Source organism: Providencia sp. PROV174, assembly GCF_028480685.1.
GTDB lineage: Bacteria > Pseudomonadota > Gammaproteobacteria > Enterobacterales > Enterobacteriaceae > Providencia > Providencia rettgeri.
On sequence record NZ_JAMPOT010000024.1, the window covers coordinates 24,274 to 49,531 of the forward strand.

A 25,258-nucleotide genomic window follows, 5' to 3' on the forward strand; every position below is an offset into this window, starting at 1 on the left:
AAAACCAAATGAAGGCTGTTATCCATTCATTAAAATATTTTTTAAAAATGTTAAAAAATTATAGCATTATTATTGAACAATATGAAATCCCAGTGTGTCACAGAATTGACGAATTAGCACAGGCTGAACATCAGATAATGATACTTTGGGAGCAAGATCACTAACCTGAGTCATCTTTAATTCACTGTAACCACAAGGGTTTATGCGATTAAAGGGTTCAAGATCCATATCAATATTCAAAGCGAGACCATGAAAAGAACAACCTTGCCTTATGCGTAATCCAAGAGAACAAATTTTGTCGCCATTCACATAGACACCAGGGGCATCAGGGCGAGGATACGCTGCAATATTAAAGTGGGCAAGGGTATTCACGACGGTATTTTCCAGTGCGGTGACGAGTTCTCTAACGCCAATTTTATTGCGCTTTAAGTCGAGCATCACGTACATCACTTGCTGGCCTGGCCCATGGTAGGTGACTTGGCCACCACGATCGCTTTGTATAACAGGGATATCTCCGGGTGCCAGTACATGCTCAGCTTTTCCGGCTTGGCCTTGAGTAAACACGCGAGGGTGTTCAACCAACCAAATCTCATCACAGGTTTCAGGCATGCGGTGTTCGGTGAATTGGTGCATCGCATCAGATACTTGTCGGTATGGTGCGAGCCCTAACTGACGTACGATTATCGCTCTTTCTGACAATGTTTTAACATCCAGCTGAAAAAATGAGTACTTAGTATAACGCTGGTAGGGGGGGAGCGCTAGTTTTGTCATGTTATAGATATGTTAGCGCTACTCTTCTGAGTGAAGTATGAAAAAGGTAGGAATTTGGATAAATTTATATTTTTAGGTTTGGGAATTGATATGAAAAGCTATTATTCATTAGGAATCTTTTGGTGAAAAACTTATTTTATTTGTACTATCAGCAAGAAAAAATAATTATAGGGCGTTGTAGTGCAGAATAAATAAAAAACTACACCTTAATCGGTTATGGCTAACCTTTGGGATGTAGTTTATTTTTACAGAAATTAAAGTACAACTTTAACTAATTCTAATGCCCCTAATTCGCTATACAAAGTTTCCACTTGTTCAATATGGGTGGCATTGATAGTAATGGAAACTGAGTGATACGTGCCTTTGCTGCTCGGTTTTACGTCTGGAGAGTAATCACCCGGTGCATGGCGTTGTATCACTTCAATAACTTGATCAACCAGTTCAGGCTGTGCCAAGCCCATCACTTTGTAGGTTAATGGGCATGGGAACTCAAGCAGTTCACCTAATTTCGTTTTCATGGGCACTCCTAATTTTTAAATTGGGCTGCTGGCTGAAAAAGATTGGCTGATATTAAACCAGCCAATGAGATGTATTCATCCAACAAACATTTCGATACTTACTTTATTTCGATAGTTACTATATGGGGATGACTTATTTTAGTTTCAAGCCCTAACCAAACCAGCGATGGAAGAGTAACTTAATATAGTCAATTAACCGACTGAAAAAACCACCTTCTTCCACATCTTTTAATACGGCTAAAGGATGTTGTTCAATGATTTTTCCGTCGAGTTGGAAACTAATGATACCGACTTGCTGCCCTTTGGTTAATGGTGCTTCAAGCTCAGTGGTTGTTAATTCATAACTGGCTTTTAAATCTTTTAAGCGACCTCGTGGGATGGTGAGGTATAAATCTTCAGTGACACCTAATTTTACTTCATTTTCATCACCAAACCAGACTGGCACACTGGCAAAATCCACATTGGCTTGTAATGGTTTAACAGTTTCATAAAAGCGGAAACCGTAAGTGAGTAACTTTTTACTTTCGGCATCACGGCCTTTGCTGCTTTTACCTCCCATAACAACAGAGATCAGGCGCATATCACCTTCGGTTGCTGAGGCAACAAGGTTATAGCCCGCGGCATTAGTATGACCGGTTTTTATGCCATCAACAGCAAGGCTCTTATCCCACAATAGGCCATTGCGGTTTGTTTGGCGGATATTGTTAAAGGTAAATTCTTTTTCTTTATAGATTGCGTACTCTTCAGGCACATCACGTACGAGTGCTTGCCCAATAAGCGCCATATCACGGGCTGAGCTATATTGGCCTTCGGCATCTAAACCATGAACGGTTTGAAAATGGGTATTTTTCAGCCCTAATTTGTTTACATAGCCATTCATTAATTGAACGAAGTTGGCTTGGTCCCCTGCAATATAGTCGGCCATAGCGACACAAGCGTCGTTACCTGATTGCAAGTTAATACCACGAGTTAATTGAGATACGCTAACACGGTCGCCAGGTTTTAAGAACATCAATGATGAACCTTTAAACACCGGATTACCGGTAGCCCACGCATCATTTCCGACCGTGACAATATCATTTTCACCAATTTTACCTGACTTAATTGCTTGACCAATAACATAACTGGTCATCATTTTTGTCAAGCTTGCCGGATCGCGGCGTTGGTCGGCATTACTTTCAGCGAGAACTTTTCCCGAATTATAATCAATTAAGATATAAGCTTCTGCATCAATAGCGGGTGCCGCAGGAATTGATGTATTCGGGAAGGTTTCATTAGCATTCGCAATATTCGCAGTCATAAGAAGGAGTGCAGAGCCCAGCACTGTATGACGCACGATGCGTGATGGAGCGACATTATTCATGGTTTTACCATTACATCCGAAATTCGGTTAACACAAGGAGGCGCAGTTTAGCAAAAGAATAGGATCAGAAAAAAGCCACTTTTGCACTGTACCAATGATTTTTTTGTCAGTTTAACATTGCCTAACTTTAGGTTGCATCAAATGTAACGGAGCAACCTAAAGCTATGTTGTACTAGGGCGCAACGACCATTGACGATTGGTTTTTTTCAGACTGTAAACGGCCTTGAACCTCAACGGCTTGTTGCCTTGTACTAAATGGTCCTAACTGTACTCGGTAAATACCATTATAAGGTTGTAGCCGCCCAGGAACATTAAACTGTGTTTTCAATTCATTCAGCATATTTTGCGCATTGGTTTGGCTACTAATGGCGCCTACTTGAACGAGAAAACCACGCTCAGGAACCGCTTCTTCGGTTGTTGTTGGTGGTGGTGGCGTTGGTGTTTGTAAGCTCATGTCAGGCATCGTAGGCTGCATTGGCTCTTTTGGCTGCTGAACGGGCAATGTATTTTCTGGCGTTGGCAAGTTCTCCATCACAGGGGTACCCATTGGGCCAGAACCTAATTGTGGACGCCCTGGTAATGCATAGCTTTGTTTCACAAAATTAGAGCCAACGGTTCCAGTTCCTGACAAGGTGCCATCTTGAGCGACTTGAATGGCATCAATTTTAATTTTTGTCGTCGGCATTAAATTCAGGCGGTCAGCGGTTGCGCGTGACACGGCAATACTTTTTCCTGGCGTATAAGGCCCTCGGTCATTAACACGCACGACCATCATCCGGCCATTCATCATGTTGGTGATACGGACATAGCTAGGGATCGGTAACGTTGGGTGAGCAGCGGTTAATTCCACTGGATTAACCCGTTCACCAATCGCAGTCATATTTCCTGCAGACTCGGCACCATAAATAGACGCATAACCCACTTGGCTAAATTGTGATGGGTCGCGTACGATTTGGTACTGTTGACCATTGCGTGAGTAATCATTATTTGCAGTTGGATGATACGGCTCATAATGAGGCTCTGCACCTAATACATCTTGAGTGGGTACATTGGTTGGCACTTGGGCTGGTTGTTTAACTTCTTCTGTCACACAGCCACTAAGTAGCGCGGCGGTGACGCCAAGCATTATCCATTGTAAACGCATACTAAGCCTCATTTTATAAACTTTTAGAAAGGAATTTTCGGTGTGTATGTATCGACATGATAATACCGAATCCAGCCATTAAAACAATCAAAGCGGAGCCCCCGTAGCTCACTAAAGGAAGGGGAACACCAACTACCGGTAATATACCACTGACCATACCGATATTCACAAATACATAGACAAAAAGGATTAAGATCAAACCACCAACCATAACCCGACCAAAAGTATTTTGTGCGCTAGCAGCAATATAAAGCCCACGAATAATCAATAAAAGGTATAAACCAAGTAAAATAAGCACGCCGACTAAGCCAAGTTCTTCTGCTAACACAGCAAAAATAAAGTCAGTATGTCTTTCTGGTAAAAACTCAAGCTGTGATTGTGTGCCATGTAGCCAACCTTTGCCCATTAATCCACCAGAACCAATCGCAATTTTTGATTGGATAATATGGTAACCAGCGCCTAGTGGATCAGTTTCTGGGTCTAATAACATCATGACACGGGCTCTTTGATAACCATGCATTAAAAAGAACCACAGTAGTGGAATAAAGGCGGCGAGCGCAATGGCGGCAACTGCAATAAGCCGCCAACTCATTCCGGCAAGGAACAAAACGAATAGGCCTGAAGCTGCAACTAAAATCGAGGTACCAAGGTCAGGCTGTGCAGCCACTAATAATGTTGGTACAAAAATCAATACAAGTGCAATTAATGTATTTTTGAATGAAGGAGGGCATAGGTCTCGGTTCATGAATCGAGCGACCATTAAAGGGACGGCAATTTTTGCAATTTCAGAGGGTTGGAACCGAATAAAACCCAAGTCTAACCAGCGCTGGGCCCCTTTACTTATCTGCCCAAAGACGTCAACAAAAACCAGTAAAATAACGCAGAAGATAAACAGGTGAGGCGCCCAATTTTCATACATTCTAGGAGGGATCTGCGCCATTACTATCATTACGACGAAGCCTGTCGCTATCTGCCCTAATTTACGCTCCATCATTTCAGGATCTTGGCCGCTAGCACTCCACATAATAAATGCGCTGTATGCAAGCAACGCGATAATAATTAGCAGCATAGGCACATCTATATGCAGACGTGTGGATAACGAAATTTTTTTCTTATCGTCTGTCATATTCTTTATAGCTCATTGTTATTATTAGGATTATGCATCAGCGGTCTTCTCCTGCATTGGTTGCTGACACCGCAACTTCAGTACGGTTATCACCAAGAAGAACGTGGTCAAATATTTGCCGCACAATATCACCGACTGCTGGGCCCGCGCCCCCGTTTTCCAGAATAATTGCAACGGCAATCGTGGGTTTATCATACGGAGCATAAGCAATCATCAATTTGTGGTCACGGAGGTGCTCAGCAAGTTTACTGGCATTATAGGTTTCATAGCTGAAGACCTGCGCAGTACCCGATTTTGCCGCCGCTTTATAAGGGGTACCAATGAAACTACGGCGCCCAGTACCATTCGGTGCATTGGCGACACCGTACATTCCATGCTTCGCTAGCTCCCAAAAACCGGAATTGATATCGCCAATTTGTTTGGTTTCTTTGTCTTCATAAGGAACCATGGCATTACCCAATTTTGTGCCGTAAAGCAAATGTGGGGTTTTAACTTGGCCATCATTGATTAATGTCATTAATGCTTTTGACATTTGAATTGGCGTTGCAGTCCAATAGCCTTGCCCGATCCCAACTGGAATAGTATCACCTTGATACCAAGGCTTTTTATAGCGTTTTTGTTTCCATTCACGGGTCGGCATGATACCAGAACGTTCTTCTGCAAGGTCAATTCCGGTATAATCACCAAAACCAAAACGGCTCATCCATTCAGAAATACGGTCAATTCCCATATCATAAGCGACTTGGTAGAAGAAGGTGTCTGCAGATTCAATAATAGATTTTGATACATTGAGTTTGCCGTGTCCCCAACGTTTCCAGTCACGGTAACGCTTTTCCGAACCAGGTAATTGCCACCAACCAGGGTCAAAAATAGTTGTATTGGGGGTAATTACTTTTTCACTTAATGCCGCAACAGAAATAAAGGGTTTTACTGTCGAAGCAGGGGGATACAAACCTTGAGTTGTTCGGTTTATCAACGGTCTGTCAGGGTTATTTAATAACGCTTGATAATCTTTATTTGAGATACCGTTTACAAACAAGTTAGAGTCATAACTTGGATTAGACACCAGAGCCAAAATTTCGCCATTACGTGGGTCAGTGACCACTACGGCTGCACGGCTAGTGGTTAACAGTTTTTCGATATAAATTTGTAATTCGAGGTCAATAGTGAGGTAGATATCTCGACCTGCTTGCGGTGGTTGCTCATGCAATTGTCGAATAACGCGACCGCGGCTATTCACTTCAACTTCTTCATAGCCAGTTTTACCGTGTAAGACATCTTCATAATAACGTTCAATACCTAATTTGCCGATATCATGACTAGCTGCATAATTAGGTAATAAACCTTCTTTATCAAGACGTTCAACATCTTTGTCATTGATTTTCGCCACATAGCCAATCACATGAGTTAATGCGGAACCATATGGGTAAGAGCGTCGTTGGTAACTTTTGACTTCTAAACCGGGAAAACGGTACTGATTAACGGCAAAACGAGCAACTTGAACTTCGTTGAGCTGGGTTTTCAATGCAATAGAGGTAAACCGACGTGAGCGTTTACGCTCTTTTTCAAAATTAGTAATGTCTTCGTCAGTTAAATCTACCACATTACGAAGGTTATCTAAGGTTTCTTGCAGATTACTGACTTTTTCAGGCACGATTTCTAACTGGTAAAACGTGCTATTAAGGGCGAGTTGAGTCCCTCGGCGGTCATAAATAATCCCACGGCTTGGTGCAATAGGCACCAATTTAATTCGGTTATCATTTGACCGCGTTTGATAATCTTCATGCCGGACAATTTGTAAGTGATACAAATTGGTCACAAGAATAGATGTTAAAATGACAATCACACCGAAGGCGATAAGCGCTCGGCGGATAAATAAAACTGATTCAGCGGTATGGTCGCGAAAAGGGGTGCGTTGTGTTTTCATCCCATTGCCATTTTGAACATATTTAAACCTGACTATTCCCTGTGATAAGGGTGGTTAGTCGTAATACTCCATGCGCGATAAAGACTCTCGGCAACAAGGACACGAACCAGTGGATGAGGTAGCGTAAGTGGTGATAGTGACCAACTTTGCTCTGCCGCTGCCTTACAAGCAGGCGCAAGGCCTTCGGGACCACCGATTAATAAGCTGACATTACGGCCATCTTGTTTCCATTTATCGAGTTGTACGGCAAGTTTTGGGGTGTCCCAACGATCGCCTGGAATATCCAAGGTGACGATGCGATTTCCTTTACCTACGGCTGCGAGCATTAATTCGCCTTCTTTTTCTAGAATGCGTTTTATATCTGCATTTTTCCCACGTTTTCCTGCAGGAATTTCCGTTAATTCAAATGGCATATCTTTAGGAAAACGATGGAGGTAATCCATAAAGCCGGTCTGGACCCAGTCCGGCATTTTTGTTCCAACGGCAATGAGCTGTAATTTCAAACTCAGCTCCAGAGCTTTTCTAATTCATACATACGACGACTTTCATCTTGCATAATATGAACAATGGCATCGCCAAGGTCGACGACTATCCAATCAGAAATACCTTGTCCTTCAACACCTAATGGCATTAAACCATTTTTACGGCAAGCTTCGATTAACCTGTCAGCGACTGACATCAAATGGCGACTTGATGTCCCTGTACAGATGATCATCTGATCGGTAATACTTGATTTCCCTTGAACATCGATAGTAATGATATCTTCTGCTTTAGCATCATCAAGCTGATCGATAATAAATTGTTGGAGTTCAGTTCCTTGCAAAAGGTTCACCTTTTATTCAAATAAACAGAATATCGCGTTAAACACTGTTTGTAGTTTGTAGATAAAATAATCGCTGATAACACAGTAAACATATTAACAGCCCTGCTATTTTACCCTAGATTTTAAGAAAAATCGGCTAAATTATTTTTTATTCATCGTGGAGTGAAATTTATAGGGATATCCGTACATTTGAGCAAGAAGTTTGTGCTAACTTTACAAAATAACGCTAAAAACTGTACTCCTGACAAATATTTTATAATGAGATGTGTATTGTGCAAATAATTAAACCAAAAGTTTTTATATTTGAAGGAATTAATCATCTACCCGCTAATATTCATCGACAGGTGAATTCTATGGTTGAATTTGTAACGAGCCTCACCCATGAGGGGATGCAAAATAAAGTTAATGGTATTATTTGCTCTAGACAGCAACTAGCTAAATTACAAGGGTTATTCCCAGCGAATATTCCGACATTAACGGATGATAAGCTACAAGATATAGCGTCTTGGGATTGCTTTCTGACGAAATTGTATACGATACAAAGATTAGACGGTTTATATAACGAGCTAACACATCACAACATGATTCAATTTCATAGTTGCCATAAATATCTCATCATGGCGTATTCCCCAATTGGCTACCAGTATACGGGGCGATTAGTGGCGAGTATTAAAAGCACTACTGACCTTATGTGCTTTTTAAATCAATATAAAGCCTGTTTAATGGAAATATTGGCGGCAGTGCCAGCAAAAAATATTGAAGTTAATGCGCTGAACCATATGCAAGGCTATTTCAAACATAAAGCCACGAAAGATGAGAAAAAACGCTTATCATGGCTGATTAATGACTATTTAGCGGGTAATTTACCACTAAACAGGCCATTAGAGATGATGAAGCAATTGCTTGTTCAATACCCAGACAACTATTTAATGCAGCAAGTTATTTTTGAGCCATATCCTAATAGTTGTTCAATAAGAGAGATCCCTTATTGTTGGTAAAGGTGCTGTTGATGAATATATTGCAAAACCGCATCTGGAATTAATTCGTGACAAGAGTCGCCTGAGCTTAATTTTTCGCGGATCTCTGTTGCAGAGATATTTACCAATGGGGTATCCCCAATAAAAATGTACCCATTGGCCGCTTGGTTTAAAGCAATTGGGTCTGTTGTTTGATGTTCTAATAACCAGTTTTGCATTATAGGGTCGGAAAATTGAGTGGCATATCCTGGACGCGAACAGACTAATAGATGGCAATTATCTAGAATTCGATCCCACCCGTACCATTTATTAATCGACAATAAAGAATCTTGACCAATAATAAACGCAAGCGGCTTTTCCGCCCCCATTTCTTGGCGTAATTCGGCCAGTGTTTCGATTGTATAAGAAGGGCTATTTTTCGCTAATTCACGCGTATCGATAGCAAATAAAGGGTTATCTTGTGTTGCTAACTTCACCATTTCTAAACGTTGTGCTGGTGTTGCTTCTGGCTGTGGGCGATGGGGAGGAACGTGGTTAGGTAGCAAGATCACTTTTTCGAGGCCAACTTGTTGGGCAAGGGCTTGTACAGGGCGTAAATGGCCAAAGTGAATGGGGTCGAATGTCCCGCCGAATAATGCTAGCAAGTTATGTTGTTTTGAAAATGAATTACTCATGAATAAAATTCTCTGCAAATGCTTTACCGCATAATAGCATAGACAGTGTTTGCAGGTCAGGCCATGGCGAATGGCTAAAATCTTGTTTAATATTGATTTCTGCTTGCGTTAATAACATTAATGCAGATTGCAATTGATGCAATGTTAAGCGTTGTAAGGCTTCCGTGAGCACACCTCGGCGGTTTTGCCATACTTTGTGTTGATCAAATAATGTTTTTAATGGGGTTGTTGCAGATTGGCGTTTCAATGTAATTAGCAGCATCAGATCGCGTTGGATTGAGCGCAATAAAATAACGGGCTCAACATCCTCTTGTTGCAGTTGCTCTAAAATATGCCAAGAACGGCGCGATTTACCAGCCAATAGGGCATCAACCCAATGATAGGGCGTAAAATGCGCTGAATCATTCACGGCACTTTCGACGCGAGGGTAGGTAAGTTTACCATCTGGATAAAGCAGGGATAGCCGTTCAAGCGCTTGCGCTAAACCAAGTAAATTCCCTTCATAACAGTAGCAAAGTAGTTGGTTAGCTTCGGCTTCTAAAGAAAGCCGCATACTGTAGGCGCGTTTAGAAACCCATTGTGGTAACCGTTGATATTCAGGGGTCAGGCAACTGATATAAATGGCATCTTGGCTAATTGCTTTAAACCAAGCACTGTTTTCTTGTGCTTTCGTGAGTTTATGGCCGCGTAACACAAGAAGCAGGTCTGAATGGAGTAGCTGCGCCAGTTGATTCAACTTTTCTGCCATGGCGGCGTTAGGGCCATTTTCAGGTAACAGCAGAGTGAGTGTTTGGCGGCTAGCAAACAGGCTTAAAGCTTGACAGAGACTAAAAATTTCATCCCAGTCAGTATTTTGCTCAAGAGAAAACGAAAAATGCTCTTCAAAGCCTTGTTCTTGTGCAGCTTTGCGGACGGCATCTTGGCTTTCTTGAAGAAGAAGGGGCTCATTGCCCCAAATTAAATAGCGGCCTCTTAGAGACTCTTGTAACGAAGAGGCCAGCTGCTCAGGGTAGATACGCGTCATTATGGTTGAGTATTCGCATCAGCCGCTTGGTTTTTTGCCTTCTCAAGTTCTGCTGAATGAACAAGCAATAATTTACGCACAATATTACGTGCAGCTTGTTCTTGCATTTCTTGACTTACAATTTCTTTTTCAGCATCTTTCGCAAGCGCTTCTAAAGGGTTGTCGAAGAAAGTACGTTCAACACGGCTTTGTAAAGGATAGATAGCTCCATCAGGCATCAACACTTGCACATTCATTACCAGTGTTAATTGTTTCTCTGCCGCTTTACCATCTTGGTAAACAGACACAGTTTCAGTATTTTCATTAGAGCTCAGAACTTTCAAAATGGGAACATCGGCTCTTCCCGTTTCAAGAATGGTCACGTTATTGAGCCGCAGTTGTTCCCTAAGCGCCCTTGTAAGGTAGCTATATGGGTCACTTGAACTTAGCTGCAATGTTCTCAGTTCTTCAGGAATTTGAGTTGTTCCTTGAAGACGAAAACCGCAACCTGCGGTGACCAGCACCGCTAGGCTCAAAAATAATGTTATCAGATAACGCACCTGGCCTCCTTATCTGCCAATAACCTAATATTAACCTACAACAAGGTTAAGCAATTTGCCTGGAACATAGATTACTTTGCGGATGCCAACACCTTCAAGGTATTTCGCTACGCTCGGTTCATTTTTTGCCATGTCTAAGACAAATTCTTGGTTTGCATCAGCCGGAACGGTAATGCGACCACGAACCTTGCCATTAACTTGAACGACGACCAGTTTGGTATCGTCAATCATGGCTTTTTCATCAGCAATAGGCCACTGTGCGAAATCGATGTCTGTTTGGTGACCGAGCGCTTTCCACATTTCAAAGCAAGCATGTGGAATGATTGGAGATAGCATCAGTGTGATTGCTTCGAGAGACTCTTGCACTAATGCACGGTCTTGCTCGGTTTCCTGTGGTGCACGAACTAATTTGTTCAAGAACTCCATGATAGCGGCAATCGCGGTGTTAAATGCATAACGGCGACTGAAATCATCGGAGACTTTCGCGATTGTTTTGTGCAGGTCACGACGTAAGTCTTTTTGTTCAGGTGTTAATGTGCTGATATCTAAAGGTGAAGTTGCACCTTTTTGTGAATGCTCATGCACTAAACGCCAAACGCGACGCACGAAGCGGTTAGCACCTTCAACGCTGGATTCTTGCCACTCAAGGGTTAACTCTGGTGGAGCAGCGAACATCATAAACAGACGAACGGTATCCGCACCATATTTTTCGACCATTAATTGAGGATCAATACCGTTGTTTTTCGATTTAGACATTTTGCTCATACCGGTATACACCAGTTCATGGCCTTCATTGTCTACCGCTTTAGTTATACGGTTTTTGTCGTCACGTTCAACAATGGCATCGGCTGGGGACACCCAAACACGTTGGCCATCGCTACCTGTGTAGTAGAATGCATCAGCCAGCACCATGCCTTGGCACAGCAGGCGTTTTGCTGGTTCATCGGAGTTGACTAACCCTGCATCACGCATCAATTTATGGAAGAAGCGGAAATACATTAAGTGCATGATGGCGTGTTCGATCCCACCAATATATTGGTCAACCGGTAACCAGTAGTTTGCTGCCTCAGGGTCTAACATGCCGTCGTCATATTGCGGGCAGGTATAACGTGCATAGTACCAAGAAGATTCCATAAAGGTATCGAAGGTATCGGTTTCACGTAATGCAGGTTGACCATTAATAGTCATTTTGGCCCATTCAGGATCTGCTTTAATCGGGCTTGTAATACCGTTCATTACGACATCTTCTGGCAAAATGACAGGTAACTGATCTTCAGGAACCGGAACCACAGTGCCATCTTCCAATGTTGCCATTGGGATTGGGGCACCCCAGTAACGTTGACGTGAAACACCCCAGTCACGTAAGCGGTAGTTTACTTTGCGTTGACCAGCACCCAGCGCAACGAGTTTATCTGAAATAGCATTGAAACCTGCTTGGTGGTCTAATCCACTGAATTCACCTGAGTTAATCAGTGCATTTTTCTCAGTCATCGCTTCTTGGGATAAATCAGGCTCGTTGCCATCAGCATCAGCAATAACCGCTTTGATAGGTAAGTTGTATTTGTGGGCGAATTCCCAGTCACGTTGGTCATGAGCAGGAACGGCCATAACTGCACCAGTACCGTATTCCATTAAAACAAAGTTAGCGACCCAAATTGGCAGTTTTTCTTGGGTTAATGGATGGATAACGAATAAGCCGGTTGCCATACCTTTTTTATCCATGGTGGCCATATCCGCTTCCGCAGTTTTGGTGTTACGGCACTCATCGATAAATTGGGCTAATTCAGGGTTATTTGTCGCGGCTTCTTTAGCCAGAGGGTGACCTGCTGCAACAGCCACATAAGTTGCCCCCATAAAAGTATCAGGGCGAGTGGTATAAACCGTTAAGGTTTCATAGCGGTCTGCAACATTGAATGTGATCTCAGTCCCTTCGGAGCGGCCGATCCAGTTACGTTGCATGGTTTTGACTTGCTCTGGCCAGTCATCTAATTTGTCGAGGTCGTTGAGCAGCTCTTCTGCGTAGTCGGTAATTTTAATAAACCACTGTGGGATTTCTTTGCGTTCAACCGGGGTGTCACAACGCCAGCAGCAACCATCAACCACTTGTTCATTCGCCAAAACGGTTAAGTCGTGAGGGCACCAGTTTACCGCAGAAGTTTTTTTGTACACTAAACCTTTTTCATACAGTTTAGTAAAGAACCATTGTTCCCAACGGTAATATTCAGGAGTACAAGTGGTAACTTCACGATCCCAATCGTAACCGAAGCCGAGCATTTTCAGCTGGTTTTTCATGTAATCGATATTAGCGTAAGTCCATGGCGCAGGCGCAGTATTATTTTTAACTGCAGCACCTTCAGCTGGCAGGCCAAACGCATCCCAACCAATTGGTTGAAGAACGTTTTTCCCCAACAAACGTTGGTAACGAGAGATAACGTCACCCATGGTGTAGTTACGTACGTGGCCCATGTGTAGTCGACCAGAAGGGTAAGGTAGCATGGACAGGCAATAGTATTTTTCTTTGCTGTTGTCTTCTGTCACTTTGAAAGTTGCTTTTTCATCCCAGTGACGCTGTACTTTAGGCTCTATATCTTCTGGACGATATTGTTCTTGCATGGCACCGATAATCCTATGGTGAATAAAGGCTACATCTGTAGCGTGAATGTCTTTCTTAATTGAGATCCGCATAGCATAGCGGATCTAGACCGAAAACAACAATAGTTGATTAGCTGAACCTAATAGGGGGAAGCTGGATATTGTTTTTCGGGGAACGGATCAGGATATTTAACGCTGATAACCAAACAACTTAACTAAAAAACCAGTGAAATGGTAGTGGTTTCGTGAACTATTTCAAATTCAGCAAGTTGTTGTTGATTTATTCGCTTAGGCAATACTTATAGTGCAACAATATTGACCTGCATGAATGAGTGTTAAGGCTAGGGAGCCTAGTGGCTCCCTGAGAAAGATTAATGGAGAATTTTTGCGAGGAAATCTTTTGCACGATCAGATTGTGGGTTAGCGAAAAAGTCTTCTTTTTTACTGTCTTCAACAATCTTGCCTTCATCCATAAAAATAACGCGATTAGCCACTTTTTTGGCGAAGCCCATTTCATGGGTAACCACCATCATGGTCATGCCTTCATTGGCTAATTCAACCATAACATCAAGGACTTCATTGATCATTTCTGGGTCTAGTGCTGAAGTGGGTTCATCAAATAACATTGCTATTGGGTCCATACACAGCGCTCGAGCGATAGCGACACGTTGCTGCTGCCCCCCTGAAAGCTGAGCTGGGAATTTATTGGCATGGCTGGATAAACCCACGCGTTCCAATAATTTCAAACCTTTTGCTTCAGCTTCTTTTTTATCGCGGTTTAATACTTTAACTTGCGCCAATGTCAGATTTTCAATAATCGACAAATGAGGAAATAGCTCGAAGTGTTGGAATACCATCCCAACTTTAGAGCGAAGTTTTGCAAGGTCAGTTTTTTTGTTATTAACTTGAATATCATTCACAAAAATCTCACCCTGTTGAATTGGTTCTAAACCATTCACTGTTTTTATTAATGTGGATTTACCAGAACCAGATGGCCCGCACACAACCACAACTTCACCTTTTTTAACTTCAGTTGTGCAGTCTGTAAGCACCTGAAATTGGCCATACCATTTGGATACATTTTTCAGGGTTATCATGAAACAGTCCTTTTCTTAAGATAATTCACTAACATAGAAGCGCCAAAACTGACAATAAAGTACACCAGACCCGCAAACAGTACCATCTCTACTTGTGTCCCATCACGCTCACCAATATTGGTGGCAGTACGGAAAAAGTCTGTCAAACTGAGTACATACACGAGGGATGAGTCCTGGAACAGAACAATTCCTTGAGTTAACAACAGTGGCACCATGGCTTTAAAGGCTTGCGGTAATACTACGAGCCGCATGGTTTGCATATTTGTCATTCCCAAAGCTAACGCTGCAGAAGCTTGTCCTCGTGAAATACTTTGAATACCAGCACGAATAATTTCAGAATAATAAGCGGCTTCAAAAAGAGAGAAGGCTATCATTGCAGAAATTAAACGAATATCATTTTTTGGTGATAAGCCTAGAACATTTTGTAATAAGCTAGGAACGATTAAGTAGAACCACAGCAAAACCATAACCAACGGAATAGAACGGAATGTATTCACATACAGAGCCGCAAACCAGCTGATTGGCTTGAATGTGGATAACCGCATCACGGCCAAAACCGTTCCCCACAAAATTCCTACCACTATCGCGGTCAGTGTAATTTTCGCAGTGACAATGAAGCCATCGATTAAAAAGGGCATACTCGGAGCAATTGAGCTCCAATCAAATTCATACATCATTTTATCGCCCTCCAATGGTGCCTGGTAAGCGAACTTTGCGCTCTAATAACGTCATCAGAATCATGATAATGACGTTAATACCGACATAAGCTAATGTAATTGCGGTAAAGGATTCCCATGCGTGAGCAGAATAGTCCAATAGCTTTCCTGCTTGTGCCGCCATATCGACTAAGCCAATGGTTGACGCAATGGCTGAGTTTTTAACCAAGTTCAACATTTCTGAGGTCATTGGTGGCAAAATGACCCGATAGGCATTGGGTAATAGAACGTAGCGATAGGTTTGTGGCAAAGTGAGCCCCATTGCGAGTGCGGCACTTTTTTGCCCTCTAGGCAGTGACTGAATGGCTGCACGTACTTGCTCAGTCATTCGTGCTGCGGTAAATAACCCAAGGCAAAGCATTGAGGAAATAAAGAATTGGTAGTTAGGATCCAATTCCATTTTAAACCAATCCCCGATTGAACGAGGAAGAAGTTCTGGAATAACTAAATACCAAGTAAAAAATTGTACGATAAGCGGTACGTTACGGAATAACTCTACGTAAGCGGTGCCTAAAAAAGCTAAAAAACGGTTAGGTACAGTACGTAAAATACCGAAAAATGAACCAACTAGGAATGCGATGATCCAGGCGCAAATAGAAAGTGTTACGGTGACTTCGAGGCCAGATATTAACCACCCTAAGTAGGTGGTATTCCCAAATGGGGCTTCCTGAAGGAAAATCCCCCAATTCCAATTAATAGACATAATATTGACTTCCTGTGGGCAATGAAATTCCCGAATACTGTCGTAAAAGAGGATGCAAGGCGGGGAACGACCGCCTTGCAATTCTTACTTCAGTAATACCCTGTTTGTCTTTTTATTAGTTTAATGCTTTATCATTTGGTTCTTTAAATAAGGCTTTCATTTCATCGGACAACGTAAATTTCAGGTTCAGATTTTTCGGAGGAATAGGTTGGTTGAACCAGCGATCAAAGGATTTTTCAGCGACACCTGATGTTTGTGCATTCGCAATGGTTTCATCGATAAGCGCTTTAAATTGAGGGTCATCTTTACGTAACATACAGCCATAAGCTTCTTCGGTTTGCGGCTTGCCAACGATTTCCCAGATATCCGGTTTCTTCGCTTTTGCACGCTCACCTGCTAGCAACGCATCGTCCATCATAAAGGCAACAGCACGACCTGATTCTAAGGTACGGAACGAATCACCATGGTCTTTCGCGCTGATAATGCGCATTTTCATATTTTTTTCATCATTTAACTGATTCAATAGAATTTCAGACGTTGTACCTGAGGTCACGACGACATTTTTACCGGCTAAGTCAGCAAAGTCTTTCACACCAGAGTCACCTTTGGTGAGTAAGCGCGTCCCAACCACAAAGATTGTGTTAGAGAAAGCGGCTTGTTTTTGTCTTTCTACGTTATTAGTTGTTGAACCACATTCAAAATCAAATGTGCCATTTTGCAGGAGTGGAATACGGTTTTGTGATGTGATTGGAATGAGTTTGACTTGCAGATCAGGCATGTTTAATTTTTTCTTCACTGCATCAACAATGGCATTTGAATAATCCTGTGAGTAACCAACCACTTTCTGGCTATTATCATAGTAAGAGAAAGGTACGGAAGATTCACGATGACCAACAACTATTACACCGTTGTCTTTGATTTTTTTCAGAGTGCCGTTTAACTCTTCTGCTTGAACTGCGCAGGTTGCACCTAAAATCATCATCGATAATACAAGTTTACTTATACGCATAGTTACAACTCCTTTAGAACATCGGTGTAAACCCGTTGTAATTTTAAGGTGCTATCGCCAGATAACGCCTGAATTACTGTGGTTTCGTAGTGTTGTGTTTGCAAATATTTCGCAGATTTAGACAATCCCGCGATTATCCGCTATATGTTTTATTGTTGTTAAAAAGTAATTAAATTTGTTAATTAATGAAAACGAATTGTTTCAATTTCGGGAGCTGTCTCGCATATTATTTGGGTAATTTTTGAATTACCGCACTAACATGGTGATTTGCCATCTAAAATTGTCTTAAACTGATAATCACGCACTATTAAGGTGCAAGCTATCTTCGTTTCATGCCATATATTAGATAAAGCAATTTGCGTGCCTAGTTTTGGTAGAACTGCATTTTTGTTTACTGAAAAAGAGAGTGATATTTGTAAAGTTAGCTGATGGCACTTGTACGGAATGTTTTGCTGTGTAAGATGTAACCTCTATTTAACTTATAGATGGGGTAACGGTATTAGTCAAAGATTGGTTTTTATCGTTATGGTTATCAAAGTCGCATAATTAGTGTTATTTCAGGAAGTTATACCAAGATGCGCATGAACAGGCATTTAAAATTAGGTAAAGGATTAGTGATATTCGCCTGTCTGATGGTATTGGTTTGTATGAATCAACGTGCCGTCGGAGAGCGTCTGTTCGCCAATTTTTTTGTGCCAGATGTATTAGCGCAAGCACAAATTAATACAGGTACTCACGTTTCTTATATCGATCAATCACAGGTAAAACAAAGTGATAGCAGCGGTACACATCTTTCCAGCTGTGAACTGAGTGCTAAGTCATTAATGACTTTGCTACCTGCTGTTCTTGAACCATTCTTCTTCATGTTTCTTTCTTTGGCTGCGCTAACTTTATTTTGTACTAATCTATTTATATCTAGAGCAAATAATGAAGAGAAGCATGCCCCTCCAAGAGTCAGACGACACTTACAATTTTGTAATCTTCGGAATTAGCACACAACGGATAGGGACTCGTTTGTGTAATTTATTCTGGAGGAAACAATGCGTTTTTTAATTAATTCATTTTTTATATTTTTTGCACTATTTTCGAGCAGTTTACACGCTGCGGATACGGGGTGGTTGCAACCTGCGAATACGGGGTGGATGAACGATAACACTCCACGGCATGCGCAGGTCAGGTTATTAAGTTCGGCACAGGAAAATGGCAAAATTGACATTTTGCTCGACGTAAAACTTGATGACGGGTGGAAAACCTATTGGCGTTCGCCGGGTGAAGGCGGAGTTGCACCTGAAATTGTATGGTCATCTCCTGTTGAATCAACCGATTGGCAATGGCCAACACCTGGTCGCTTTGATGTCGCGGGTGTTTCAACTCAAGGCTATATGGGAGATATTGTTTTCCCCATTACAGTCACAAGTAATGAAAAGCTCGATCAACTAGCAGGAACACTCACGTTATCAACCTGCAGTAATGTGTGTATTTTAACCGATTACCCGTTTGAGCTCGATTTAACAGAACCCGCTCCTGCCGACTTTACTTGGGCATTTAACCAAGCTAAAGGGGCAGTTCCACCATCAAGTGGTTTAGTGGAGCAAACTAAAGTTGGTTTTGCTAATGATAAGCTAATCATTGAATTACAAAAAAGCACAGGAAGCGCTTGGGAACAACCGAATATTTTCACTGATGTGGTTGAAGGCGCTGCATTAGGCGTGCCTGTAATAGAGACAACAGGCAATCATTTAACAGCAACAATAGATGTTGGTGATGATTGGGGAGGCGAGTCTCCCGATTTAACCGGTAAAACAGTTTCTTTTGTGGTTGCAGATGGCGATATTTCCCAGCAAATTAGCCATCAAGTGAGTGCATTTAGCGGCACGATAGCATCAAAAGTGAGTAATGCTTCGTTATGGCAGGTGATGCTATTTGCACTTTTGGGGGGCTTGATCCTTAATCTAATGCCATGCGTTTTACCTGTGTTAGCGATGAAACTTGGCTCTGTATTGATGGTGCCTCATGGTGAGCAAAATACTATTCGTCGTCAGTTTTTATTGTCATCTCTCGGTATTTTAGTTTCCTTTTGGTTACTGGCGCTATTGATGACGTTATTACGAGTCGGTCAACAAGCTGTCGGTTGGGGTATTCAGTTCCAAAACCCGTGGTTTATTGGTTTTATGGTATTGGTAACAGCGCTATTTACTGCAAATTTATTTGGCTTATTTGAAATTAACTTAGGTAGCAAGGCCAATACACGCTTGGCGACAGCTGGGGGGCATGGTAGCAGCGGCCATTTTTGGCAAGGGGTATTTGCGACATTACTGGCAACTCCTTGCTCTGCACCATTTTTGGGCACAGCCGTAGCATTTGCACTGGCTGCACCAATGGAAGAGTTGTGGTTGATCTTTACCGCATTGGGTGTCGGTATGAGTTTACCGTGGTTACTGATCGCTGCTTTTCCGGTTATCTCTCGCTTACTACCAAAGCCAGGTATGTGGATGCTGAAACTACGTGCCGTACTAGGGTTAATGATGCTGGTATCCAGCTTATGGTTAATTAGCTTATTAATACCGCATTTTGGTGTGTCTACTTCGACGGCGATTGCTGTCATTTTCTTAGTATTATTAGTTGTTTTTATCGCGATAAAGCGTGGTGTAAGGGCGGCCATTTTGCCATTCATATTATTTGCCGCTTTTGCTGGTGGGTTTGTTTGGATGACGCAAGAGCAGCATTCCGGCAGCCGTTCGTTCGTTAAAGATACCGTGAATTGGCAACCACTAACTGAACAAGCGATCGCGGCTGCGCTGGCGGATAACAAGCGCGTCTTTATTGATGTTACCGCTGAATGGTGCGTGACTTGTAAGGCAAATAAATACAATGTACTGCTAAGAGATGATATCCAACAGCTACTTAGTGAACCTGATGTTGTTGCTTTACGTGGTGATTGGACCAAACCTTCACCTGAAATTACGGCATTTTTACAAAAACGTGGGCAGGTCGCTGTTCCATTTAATCAAATTTATGGCCCTAACTTGGCCGAAGGCGAAGTGCTGTCAACAATACTTGACCGTGAATCGCTAATATCCGTTATGAATCAGGCCAAAGGAGCCACAAAATGAAAAAAACAATCTTAGCCGTTTTATTTTCGTCGCTAATGATGGGGTCAGTAGCACAAGCGGCACCTTTAAGTGCAGACCAAGAAGCGCAAGTACGTAAATTAGTACGTGATACTTTGATTGAAAACCCAGAAATTCTAGAAGAAGCGATTGTTGCCCTGCAGGCTAAACAAGGGGAAAGACAACAAGCCCAAATGAAAGAAACGTTAAAAGCGGAGCACGATGCTTTGTTTAATGACCCAACCAGCCCGCGTATCGGTAAAAAAGATGCCAAGTTAGTTTTGGTTAATTTTACTGATTTTAACTGCCCATTCTGTAAGCGTTTCGACCCACAACTGATGGATCTTGTGAAGAAATACCCTGATGATGTGGCTGTGGTAATTAAATATTTACCATTTAAAGGCCAAACTTCAATGGATTCAGCTCAGTTAACCATGACACTGTGGCAAGAAGACCCGAAAGCATTTGAAGCTCTACACCACAAATTTATGCAAAAACAAGGCATGCTATCAGATGCCAATATCAAAGATGCTCTCAAAGCGACAGGTAACGATAAACTGAAAGCCAGTGATGAGAGCCGTGATGGCATTCGCACCAATATGATGCTGGCAGAGAAACTGGGTGTGAATGGTACGCCAGCAACATTGGTAGGTGATGAGTTGATCCCAGGTGCTATTGATGCACAGCAGTTTGAGGCGGTAGTGAAGGAGCAGCTCGCTAAGCTCAAATAATCCTCGTCATACTTCGCGCTGTGGCGTTGTTGGCTGCTCTCGACTACGTGGGTCACATACTTGTGTATGCTCCCCACGATAGTCTCGTTTGCCGCCTAGCCACAACGCGAATTATTTAGAGGATAAAGATTAAATAATCCAAACTCTAAAATTAGAGGATAAAGATTAAATAATCCAAACTCTAGAATTAGAGGATAAAGATTAAACAATCCAAATTCTAAAATTAGAGGATAAAGATTAAACAATCCAAAACTCTAGAATTAGAGGATAGGAAAACAAATATTTAATTAAATGCTAAAGCATTCATTTTAAGTGGATGTTTTGGTTTCTTACATCTTTGATTTGTACTATTTGATAACAAATAGGTAAGTAACTATATGAATAAAATAAAAAAGTGGTCTAAAGAAATTATTGTTTTGGCAATTATTTTATTTATTGCTTTTACAGTGATGGATTTATGGCGCAAGCCACAAACCCTTGCGCCTGTATTATTGGAACAACACACTCTAGCCAACGGTGAGACGGTTTCATTGGCAGAGTTAAGTAAAGATAAGCCGATATTGGTTTATTTCTGGGCGACGTGGTGTGGGGTCTGTAATTTGACTTCGCCAATGGTATCAGAATTAAGCCAATCAGGTATGCCAATTATTTCAGTAGCGATACGTTCAGGTGAAACATCTCGCTTAATCAAAGGGATGGAAAACAAAGAGCTAACCTTTCCTGTGATCAACGATATAAGTGGGCAACTTTCCAATTCGGTTGGAGTCAGTGCAACACCCACATTTATGGTGATTGATAACGGTGAATTAGTCAGCTTTACTTCAGGTTGGACGAGTTCTTACGGTCTAAAAATGCGGATGTGGTTGGCATCTTTTTAGTTTTTTATCATCCCCTTTAGGCTAAAAAAGGGGATTTTTCTGCCTATAAGTTTAATTTATCATTATGGTAAACTCATTCGGCTATATAAATAATAAAATAGGTGAATGGGATGGCTATGTTTAAAAAAGTGGTTGGATTATTTTTAGGTGTGGTATTAATCGCGGGATGTTCCCCTGAGGTGGAAGAGAAAACAGCACCGGAACAACCGTCAGGAACGATCGGAAATTCACAAATAGAACAGCGTTATGATGAAATAAAAGCTAATTCAACAGAAGACAAAATTAATGCCTTTAATGCAAAAGGCGATGATGACCCAACGATGTTACGGGGCATTTTTCTGTCTGACATGGCTAAATCACTACCTATGCTGATTGATGATGTGACGCTATTGACTGAAGTCACCGCGAAAAATGGCATGTTATTTTACCAATACACCATTAAAGGGATCCCTGATAACGTATTGGAAGGCGATAGCTGGCAGCAAAATATGCGTGAAATTTTGAACCGCAACTACTGCGGTAAAAATGCAGGTATGGATATTTTGCATGAAATGTTCCCTGAAGGGATTACGCATAATTACCATAAGTCTAATAAACTCATTTTTACTTATATTGTGACCCCTGCGATTTGCCAATAGCATTCATTGCAACGCCTGATAATATTGATTTATCAGGCATTTCAACAATTAAAATTCCAAATTACGAATAAAACGGTAATCCGCTGATTGTGGTTTTAAGCGATATAAATTAGCCGGGCGACCGCGCTCATGGCGTTTTTCTCCAGTATCAACCAACAAATCCGCTTGTTCAAGTCGGCGCCTAAACGATTTATTTTGCAGGGGCTTACCAATCAGAACTTCATGGACATGTTGAAGTTCAGCTAAGGTAAAAACTTCAGGTAATGCAAAGCCTGGAACTATCGAATAGAGAGATTTTTGCTTGAGACGTTCTCTCGCTTGTTGATAGAGTTTGAAATGGTCGAATGCAAGAGAAAGCTGATCTATCTCATCAATAGAGACCCACCTGACAGAATCTACTGTATCAATATGGGCTTCACAGGCTTGGTAAGCAATGAGAGCCGTATAACAAACAGTGACAGACCAACCGCGTGGATCACGTTGGTGGTTTCCAACTGTACAAAGTTGCTCAATATAAGGGGGGATCACGCCTGTTTTTTCTTTTAGTTTACGTAAAATAGTCTCTTCTAAGGTTTGGTCATGTTGTTCATCAATAAATCCTCCCGGTAAGCCCCATTTCCCTTTTTCGGGGAAATTAGCTCGTTCAACCAGTAATACCTTCAACGTGTTTTCATGGTAAGCAAACAAAACGGCATCGACAGTCAGTAAAGGCGATAAATAATCTTTTCTGTCATAGCTAGCAAGAAATTCTTTTTCATTCATATTGTTACCACTCAAATCAAAGATGAAGTTTAGGGGTAAATCATACAGATAAAAATAGTTATTGTCATTAAGACATTTAGCCCTTGACTTGTTTGTGTCTATAAGACAATAATTATTTAAGGTCTTAAAGACATTAACAAGGAATACACTATGTTTAACTTTAAATATTTCAAAGCAGACTCATCAACTTTTGTTATTCAATCAGTGAATGGAAAAGTGCGTAAACAAGGTAAAGGGCTCAGTTTTTGGTATAACTCGGACAAAACCTCCATTGCGGCGCTTCCATTGAATGCACAAGAAGCCCCCTTTATTTTTAATTTACAAACTTCTGATTTCCAAAGTTTACGTATTCAGGGACAAATTTCTTTTCAGGTGGTCGCCGCCGAAAAAACGGCGGATGTTTTAAACTTTAACTTAACTAAAGATGGAAAAAGTTATGCATCTGAAGATCCACTTAAACTGAGCGACAGGGTAGTGCGTGCAGCTCAAACAATTATCCAAGCTAAGGTACAAACTACTTCATTACGAGATGCATTATTGATTAGCCAATCATTGGTGACGTTAGTCAGCAAGCAACTTGCAGAACAAGCTGCAATAGAGTCATTAGGCATCGCTATTTTAGATGTTTCCATTGCGGCAATTGCACCTTCACCTGAAACCCTCAAAGCATTAGAAGCACAAGCGAGAGAATCCATTTTGAAAGAAGCGGATGATGCTATTTATGCCAGACGAAAGTTTTCTGTCGAACAAGAAAGGACGATTAAAGAAGCTGAGCTAGAAACGGACTTATCTGTGCAGGCCAAAGAGCAGCAAATTGAAGAAGCTCGCCTTGATAATGAACGTAAGTTGTTACGTGAACGTGCAGAGATTAAGCAAGAAGAATTAACAGCACAGGTGAGTGCGGAAGCAAAACGTAATGAGCTGGTGGCACTTAGCGTGGAAAACCAACGGATCCAATCTGATGCAGATGCCTATGCGATTGAATCTAAAATGAAAGCTTATAGCCAATTACCAGTGGAGAACTTAAAAGCGCTTGCGTTAGCGAAAATGGGACCAGAGCAATTGATGGCAATGGCATTTGAATCATTAGCACAAAATGCAGGAAAAATTGGCGAGTTAAATATTTCCCCTGACTTATTTGGCCAGTTAATGAAAAAGGGGTGAAATAATGAATAAGATTGATGATGCTCGATTCATTCTCGTGATACGTAAAACTCGCTTACAGGAGCTCATTGAACGCTTCAATACATGGCCTCAGGCAAAATTTTATTTGGAACATAATCATGTGGAAGTCGATGATTACCTGAATGAACATGATTTATATCAGCGGCAATTAGTCCAAGCTGAATCAATTTTGAAGTCTTTAGGCCGATTTCAATTATTGGAAAGAAAATTATTACCAAGCTACCAATTTTCTAAGCAGGACATTATCGTTGTGATTGGGCAGGATGGCTTAGTGGCTAATACGTTAAAGTATTTAAAAGGTCAGCCCGTTATTGCGATTAACCCAGATCCTGCAAGGTGGGATGGAAAATTACTGCCATTTGAAATTAGTCAATTACAGGAGGTGGTAACGAAAACATTGAAAGGTCAGGCTGAGCAAAAATCAGTGACTTTTGCGCAGGCAACAACCAATGACGGGCAATCACTACTGGCGGTGAACGATTTATTTATTGGCCCGAAAAGCCACACATCGGCACGTTATTTATTGAACTGGAATGGAGAACAAGAGTTTCAGTCTTCTTCGGGGATCATTATATCGACAGGGTTAGGTTCAACGGGGTGGTTTCAATCTATCTTAGCAGGAGCGCAAGCCATTACAGGGGCAACGTCACATCCGCTTTCTAATGGATTCGGCTGGGGAGAAAGCAAACTACAGTTTAGTGTTAGGGAGCCATTTTTAAGTAAAACGACAGGAACCAGATGGGTATTTGGCACGATAGAGCCGAGTAACCCGTTAGCGGTTGAGTCATTAATGCCTGATAACGGCGTTATTTTTTCCGATGGTATTGAAGATGATTTCTTACAATTCAATGCAGGTTGTATTGTGACAGTGAAAATTGCAGATGTACGAGGGTTATTAGTTGCTTAGTCAATTTCCCCACCTCATTTATAGCTCTCGAGGTGGGGTTAACA

Annotated in this window: 25 protein-coding genes; 8 read left to right on the forward strand and 17 right to left on the reverse strand. The window is 41.7% G+C overall.

Annotated features, from left to right (window positions below; genetic code table 11):
* Nucleotides 1–69: 69 nt before the first annotated feature.
* From lipB to rsfS, 8 genes are all read right to left on the reverse strand, one after another.
* The gene (gene lipB / locus PSE60_RS18835) at nucleotides 70–714 is read right to left on the reverse strand and encodes a lipoyl(octanoyl) transferase LipB (protein WP_272666458.1); all 645 of its coding nucleotides are present in this window, start codon (nucleotides 712–714) and stop codon (nucleotides 70–72) included.
* Between the two features lie 311 nt (nucleotides 715–1,025).
* Nucleotides 1,026–1,289: a DUF493 family protein YbeD gene (gene ybeD, locus PSE60_RS18840; protein ID WP_272666428.1), complete on the reverse strand. Its 264-nt coding sequence runs from the start codon at nucleotides 1,287–1,289 to the stop codon at nucleotides 1,026–1,028.
* Between the two features lie 151 nt (nucleotides 1,290–1,440).
* Nucleotides 1,441–2,652 (reverse strand): D-alanyl-D-alanine carboxypeptidase DacA, encoded by a 1,212-nt coding sequence (gene dacA, locus PSE60_RS18845; protein WP_272666429.1) that lies wholly within the window; start codon nucleotides 2,650–2,652, stop codon nucleotides 1,441–1,443.
* 172 nt (nucleotides 2,653–2,824) lie between these two features.
* Entirely contained in the window at nucleotides 2,825–3,796 is a 972-nt protein-coding gene (gene rlpA / locus PSE60_RS18850) for an endolytic peptidoglycan transglycosylase RlpA (RefSeq protein WP_272666430.1), read from the reverse strand.
* 13 nt (nucleotides 3,797–3,809) lie between these two features.
* Nucleotides 3,810–4,922, reverse strand: a complete 1,113-nt coding sequence (mrdB, locus tag PSE60_RS18855; protein ID WP_210837089.1) for a peptidoglycan glycosyltransferase MrdB — start codon at nucleotides 4,920–4,922, stop codon at nucleotides 3,810–3,812.
* Nucleotides 4,923–4,959: 37 nt separating this feature from the next.
* A complete protein-coding gene (mrdA, locus tag PSE60_RS18860) occupies nucleotides 4,960–6,849 on the reverse strand; it encodes a peptidoglycan DD-transpeptidase MrdA (protein ID WP_272666431.1) in 1,890 nt (629 codons plus the stop codon).
* A gap of 32 nt (nucleotides 6,850–6,881) precedes the next feature.
* Nucleotides 6,882–7,352 (reverse strand): 23S rRNA (pseudouridine(1915)-N(3))-methyltransferase RlmH, encoded by a 471-nt coding sequence (rlmH, locus tag PSE60_RS18865; protein ID WP_004908925.1) that lies wholly within the window; start codon nucleotides 7,350–7,352, stop codon nucleotides 6,882–6,884.
* A 2-nt stretch (nucleotides 7,353–7,354) separates the two neighbouring features.
* Nucleotides 7,355–7,681, reverse strand: a complete 327-nt coding sequence (gene rsfS, locus PSE60_RS18870; RefSeq protein WP_080641496.1) for a ribosome silencing factor — start codon at nucleotides 7,679–7,681, stop codon at nucleotides 7,355–7,357.
* A 344-nt stretch (nucleotides 7,682–8,025) separates the two neighbouring features.
* Here rsfS and PSE60_RS18875 point away from each other — a divergent pair, with 344 nt between their 5' ends.
* The gene (locus PSE60_RS18875; RefSeq protein WP_272666432.1) at nucleotides 8,026–8,670 is read left to right on the forward strand and encodes a DUF1722 domain-containing protein; all 645 of its coding nucleotides are present in this window, start codon (nucleotides 8,026–8,028) and stop codon (nucleotides 8,668–8,670) included.
* Here PSE60_RS18875 and nadD read toward each other — a convergent pair.
* The 8 genes from nadD to PSE60_RS18915 form a co-directional block, all read right to left on the reverse strand.
* On the reverse strand, nucleotides 8,658–9,323 hold the full coding sequence (gene nadD / locus PSE60_RS18880) for a nicotinate-nucleotide adenylyltransferase (protein WP_272666433.1): 666 nt from the start codon (nucleotides 9,321–9,323) through the stop codon (nucleotides 8,658–8,660). The genes PSE60_RS18875 and nadD overlap by 13 nt on opposite strands.
* Nucleotides 9,316–10,347, reverse strand: a complete 1,032-nt coding sequence (holA, locus tag PSE60_RS18885; protein ID WP_210837082.1) for a DNA polymerase III subunit delta — start codon at nucleotides 10,345–10,347, stop codon at nucleotides 9,316–9,318. The genes nadD and holA overlap by 8 nt, the downstream gene beginning before the upstream one ends.
* Nucleotides 10,347–10,886, reverse strand: a complete 540-nt coding sequence (gene lptE, locus PSE60_RS18890) for an LPS assembly lipoprotein LptE (protein WP_210837081.1) — start codon at nucleotides 10,884–10,886, stop codon at nucleotides 10,347–10,349. Before lptE ends, holA begins: the two co-directional genes overlap by 1 nt.
* Before the next feature lie 30 nt (nucleotides 10,887–10,916).
* Nucleotides 10,917–13,499: a leucine--tRNA ligase gene (gene leuS, locus PSE60_RS18895; protein WP_272666434.1), complete on the reverse strand. Its 2,583-nt coding sequence runs from the start codon at nucleotides 13,497–13,499 to the stop codon at nucleotides 10,917–10,919.
* Between the two features lie 350 nt (nucleotides 13,500–13,849).
* Nucleotides 13,850–14,575: an amino acid ABC transporter ATP-binding protein gene (locus PSE60_RS18900; protein WP_004257041.1), complete on the reverse strand. Its 726-nt coding sequence runs from the start codon at nucleotides 14,573–14,575 to the stop codon at nucleotides 13,850–13,852.
* The gene (gene gltK / locus PSE60_RS18905; RefSeq protein WP_036958176.1) at nucleotides 14,572–15,249 is read right to left on the reverse strand and encodes a glutamate/aspartate ABC transporter permease GltK; all 678 of its coding nucleotides are present in this window, start codon (nucleotides 15,247–15,249) and stop codon (nucleotides 14,572–14,574) included. The genes PSE60_RS18900 and gltK overlap by 4 nt, the downstream gene beginning before the upstream one ends.
* Nucleotides 15,250–15,253: 4 nt before the next feature.
* The gene (locus tag PSE60_RS18910; RefSeq protein ID WP_109913204.1) at nucleotides 15,254–15,994 is read right to left on the reverse strand and encodes an amino acid ABC transporter permease; all 741 of its coding nucleotides are present in this window, start codon (nucleotides 15,992–15,994) and stop codon (nucleotides 15,254–15,256) included.
* Nucleotides 15,995–16,109: 115 nt separating this feature from the next.
* The gene (locus tag PSE60_RS18915) at nucleotides 16,110–17,003 is read right to left on the reverse strand and encodes an amino acid ABC transporter substrate-binding protein (protein ID WP_004908948.1); all 894 of its coding nucleotides are present in this window, start codon (nucleotides 17,001–17,003) and stop codon (nucleotides 16,110–16,112) included.
* 581 nt (nucleotides 17,004–17,584) lie between these two features.
* Between PSE60_RS18915 and PSE60_RS18920 the strand changes: the two genes are divergently transcribed.
* The 5 genes from PSE60_RS18920 to PSE60_RS18940 all read left to right on the forward strand — a co-directional run bounded on the left by PSE60_RS18920 (nucleotide 17,585) and on the right by PSE60_RS18940 (nucleotide 22,360).
* Nucleotides 17,585–17,995 (forward strand): metal resistance protein, encoded by a 411-nt coding sequence (locus PSE60_RS18920; protein WP_272666459.1) that lies wholly within the window; start codon nucleotides 17,585–17,587, stop codon nucleotides 17,993–17,995.
* A 48-nt stretch (nucleotides 17,996–18,043) separates the two neighbouring features.
* Nucleotides 18,044–20,116 carry a protein-disulfide reductase DsbD family protein gene (locus PSE60_RS18925; protein ID WP_272666435.1) on the forward strand — a complete coding sequence of 691 codons (2,073 nt, stop codon included), beginning with the start codon at nucleotides 18,044–18,046 and terminating at the stop codon, nucleotides 20,114–20,116.
* A complete protein-coding gene (locus PSE60_RS18930) occupies nucleotides 20,113–20,844 on the forward strand; it encodes a DsbA family protein (protein WP_272666436.1) in 732 nt (243 codons plus the stop codon). Before PSE60_RS18925 ends, PSE60_RS18930 begins: the two co-directional genes overlap by 4 nt.
* A gap of 377 nt (nucleotides 20,845–21,221) precedes the next feature.
* The gene (locus PSE60_RS18935) at nucleotides 21,222–21,722 is read left to right on the forward strand and encodes a protein disulfide oxidoreductase (protein WP_272666437.1); all 501 of its coding nucleotides are present in this window, start codon (nucleotides 21,222–21,224) and stop codon (nucleotides 21,720–21,722) included.
* 110 nt (nucleotides 21,723–21,832) lie between these two features.
* Complete coding sequence (locus tag PSE60_RS18940; RefSeq protein WP_272666438.1) at nucleotides 21,833–22,360, forward strand: protein K; 528 nt, start codon at nucleotides 21,833–21,835, stop codon at nucleotides 22,358–22,360.
* 48 nt (nucleotides 22,361–22,408) lie between these two features.
* On the opposite strand, the gene PSE60_RS18945 is transcribed toward PSE60_RS18940, so the two are convergent.
* Entirely contained in the window at nucleotides 22,409–23,122 is a 714-nt protein-coding gene (locus PSE60_RS18945) for an NUDIX hydrolase (RefSeq protein ID WP_272666439.1), read from the reverse strand.
* Between the two features lie 150 nt (nucleotides 23,123–23,272).
* On the opposite strand from PSE60_RS18945, the gene PSE60_RS18950 reads away from it, so the two are divergent.
* Both PSE60_RS18950 and PSE60_RS18955 read left to right on the forward strand, forming a co-directional pair.
* The gene (locus tag PSE60_RS18950) at nucleotides 23,273–24,286 is read left to right on the forward strand and encodes an SPFH domain-containing protein (protein WP_272666440.1); all 1,014 of its coding nucleotides are present in this window, start codon (nucleotides 23,273–23,275) and stop codon (nucleotides 24,284–24,286) included.
* Between the two features lie 4 nt (nucleotides 24,287–24,290).
* Nucleotides 24,291–25,214 (forward strand): sugar kinase, encoded by a 924-nt coding sequence (locus PSE60_RS18955; protein ID WP_272666441.1) that lies wholly within the window; start codon nucleotides 24,291–24,293, stop codon nucleotides 25,212–25,214.
* Nucleotides 25,215–25,258: the final 44 nt, after the last annotated feature.

Coding starts and splice junctions, on each gene's coding strand:
- PSE60_RS18950 (WP_272666440.1), top strand. CDS start 23,273: ATGTTTAACTTTAAATATTTCAAAGCAGACTCATCAACTTTTGTTATT.
- rlpA (WP_272666430.1), bottom strand. CDS start 3,796: ATGCGTTTACAATGGATAATGCTTGGCGTCACCGCCGCGCTACTTAGT.
- PSE60_RS18930 (WP_272666436.1), top strand. CDS start 20,113: ATGAAAAAAACAATCTTAGCCGTTTTATTTTCGTCGCTAATGATGGGG.
- PSE60_RS18925 (WP_272666435.1), top strand. CDS start 18,044: ATGCGTTTTTTAATTAATTCATTTTTTATATTTTTTGCACTATTTTCG.
- PSE60_RS18915 (WP_004908948.1), bottom strand. CDS start 17,003: ATGCGTATAAGTAAACTTGTATTATCGATGATGATTTTAGGTGCAACC.
- PSE60_RS18955 (WP_272666441.1), top strand. CDS start 24,291: ATGAATAAGATTGATGATGCTCGATTCATTCTCGTGATACGTAAAACT.
- PSE60_RS18875 (WP_272666432.1), top strand. CDS start 8,026: ATGGTTGAATTTGTAACGAGCCTCACCCATGAGGGGATGCAAAATAAA.
- dacA (WP_272666429.1), bottom strand. CDS start 2,652: ATGAATAATGTCGCTCCATCACGCATCGTGCGTCATACAGTGCTGGGC.
- gltK (WP_036958176.1), bottom strand. CDS start 15,249: ATGTATGAATTTGATTGGAGCTCAATTGCTCCGAGTATGCCCTTTTTA.
- PSE60_RS18940 (WP_272666438.1), top strand. CDS start 21,833: ATGGCTATGTTTAAAAAAGTGGTTGGATTATTTTTAGGTGTGGTATTA.
- leuS (WP_272666434.1), bottom strand. CDS start 13,499: ATGCAAGAACAATATCGTCCAGAAGATATAGAGCCTAAAGTACAGCGT.
- mrdB (WP_210837089.1), bottom strand. CDS start 4,922: ATGACAGACGATAAGAAAAAAATTTCGTTATCCACACGTCTGCATATA.
- ybeD (WP_272666428.1), bottom strand. CDS start 1,289: ATGAAAACGAAATTAGGTGAACTGCTTGAGTTCCCATGCCCATTAACC.
- mrdA (WP_272666431.1), bottom strand. CDS start 6,849: ATGAAAACACAACGCACCCCTTTTCGCGACCATACCGCTGAATCAGTT.
- PSE60_RS18900 (WP_004257041.1), bottom strand. CDS start 14,575: ATGATAACCCTGAAAAATGTATCCAAATGGTATGGCCAATTTCAGGTG.
- PSE60_RS18920 (WP_272666459.1), top strand. CDS start 17,585: ATGAACAGGCATTTAAAATTAGGTAAAGGATTAGTGATATTCGCCTGT.
- PSE60_RS18935 (WP_272666437.1), top strand. CDS start 21,222: ATGAATAAAATAAAAAAGTGGTCTAAAGAAATTATTGTTTTGGCAATT.
- PSE60_RS18910 (WP_109913204.1), bottom strand. CDS start 15,994: ATGTCTATTAATTGGAATTGGGGGATTTTCCTTCAGGAAGCCCCATTT.
- holA (WP_210837082.1), bottom strand. CDS start 10,347: ATGACGCGTATCTACCCTGAGCAGCTGGCCTCTTCGTTACAAGAGTCT.
- nadD (WP_272666433.1), bottom strand. CDS start 9,323: ATGAGTAATTCATTTTCAAAACAACATAACTTGCTAGCATTATTCGGC.
- PSE60_RS18945 (WP_272666439.1), bottom strand. CDS start 23,122: ATGAATGAAAAAGAATTTCTTGCTAGCTATGACAGAAAAGATTATTTA.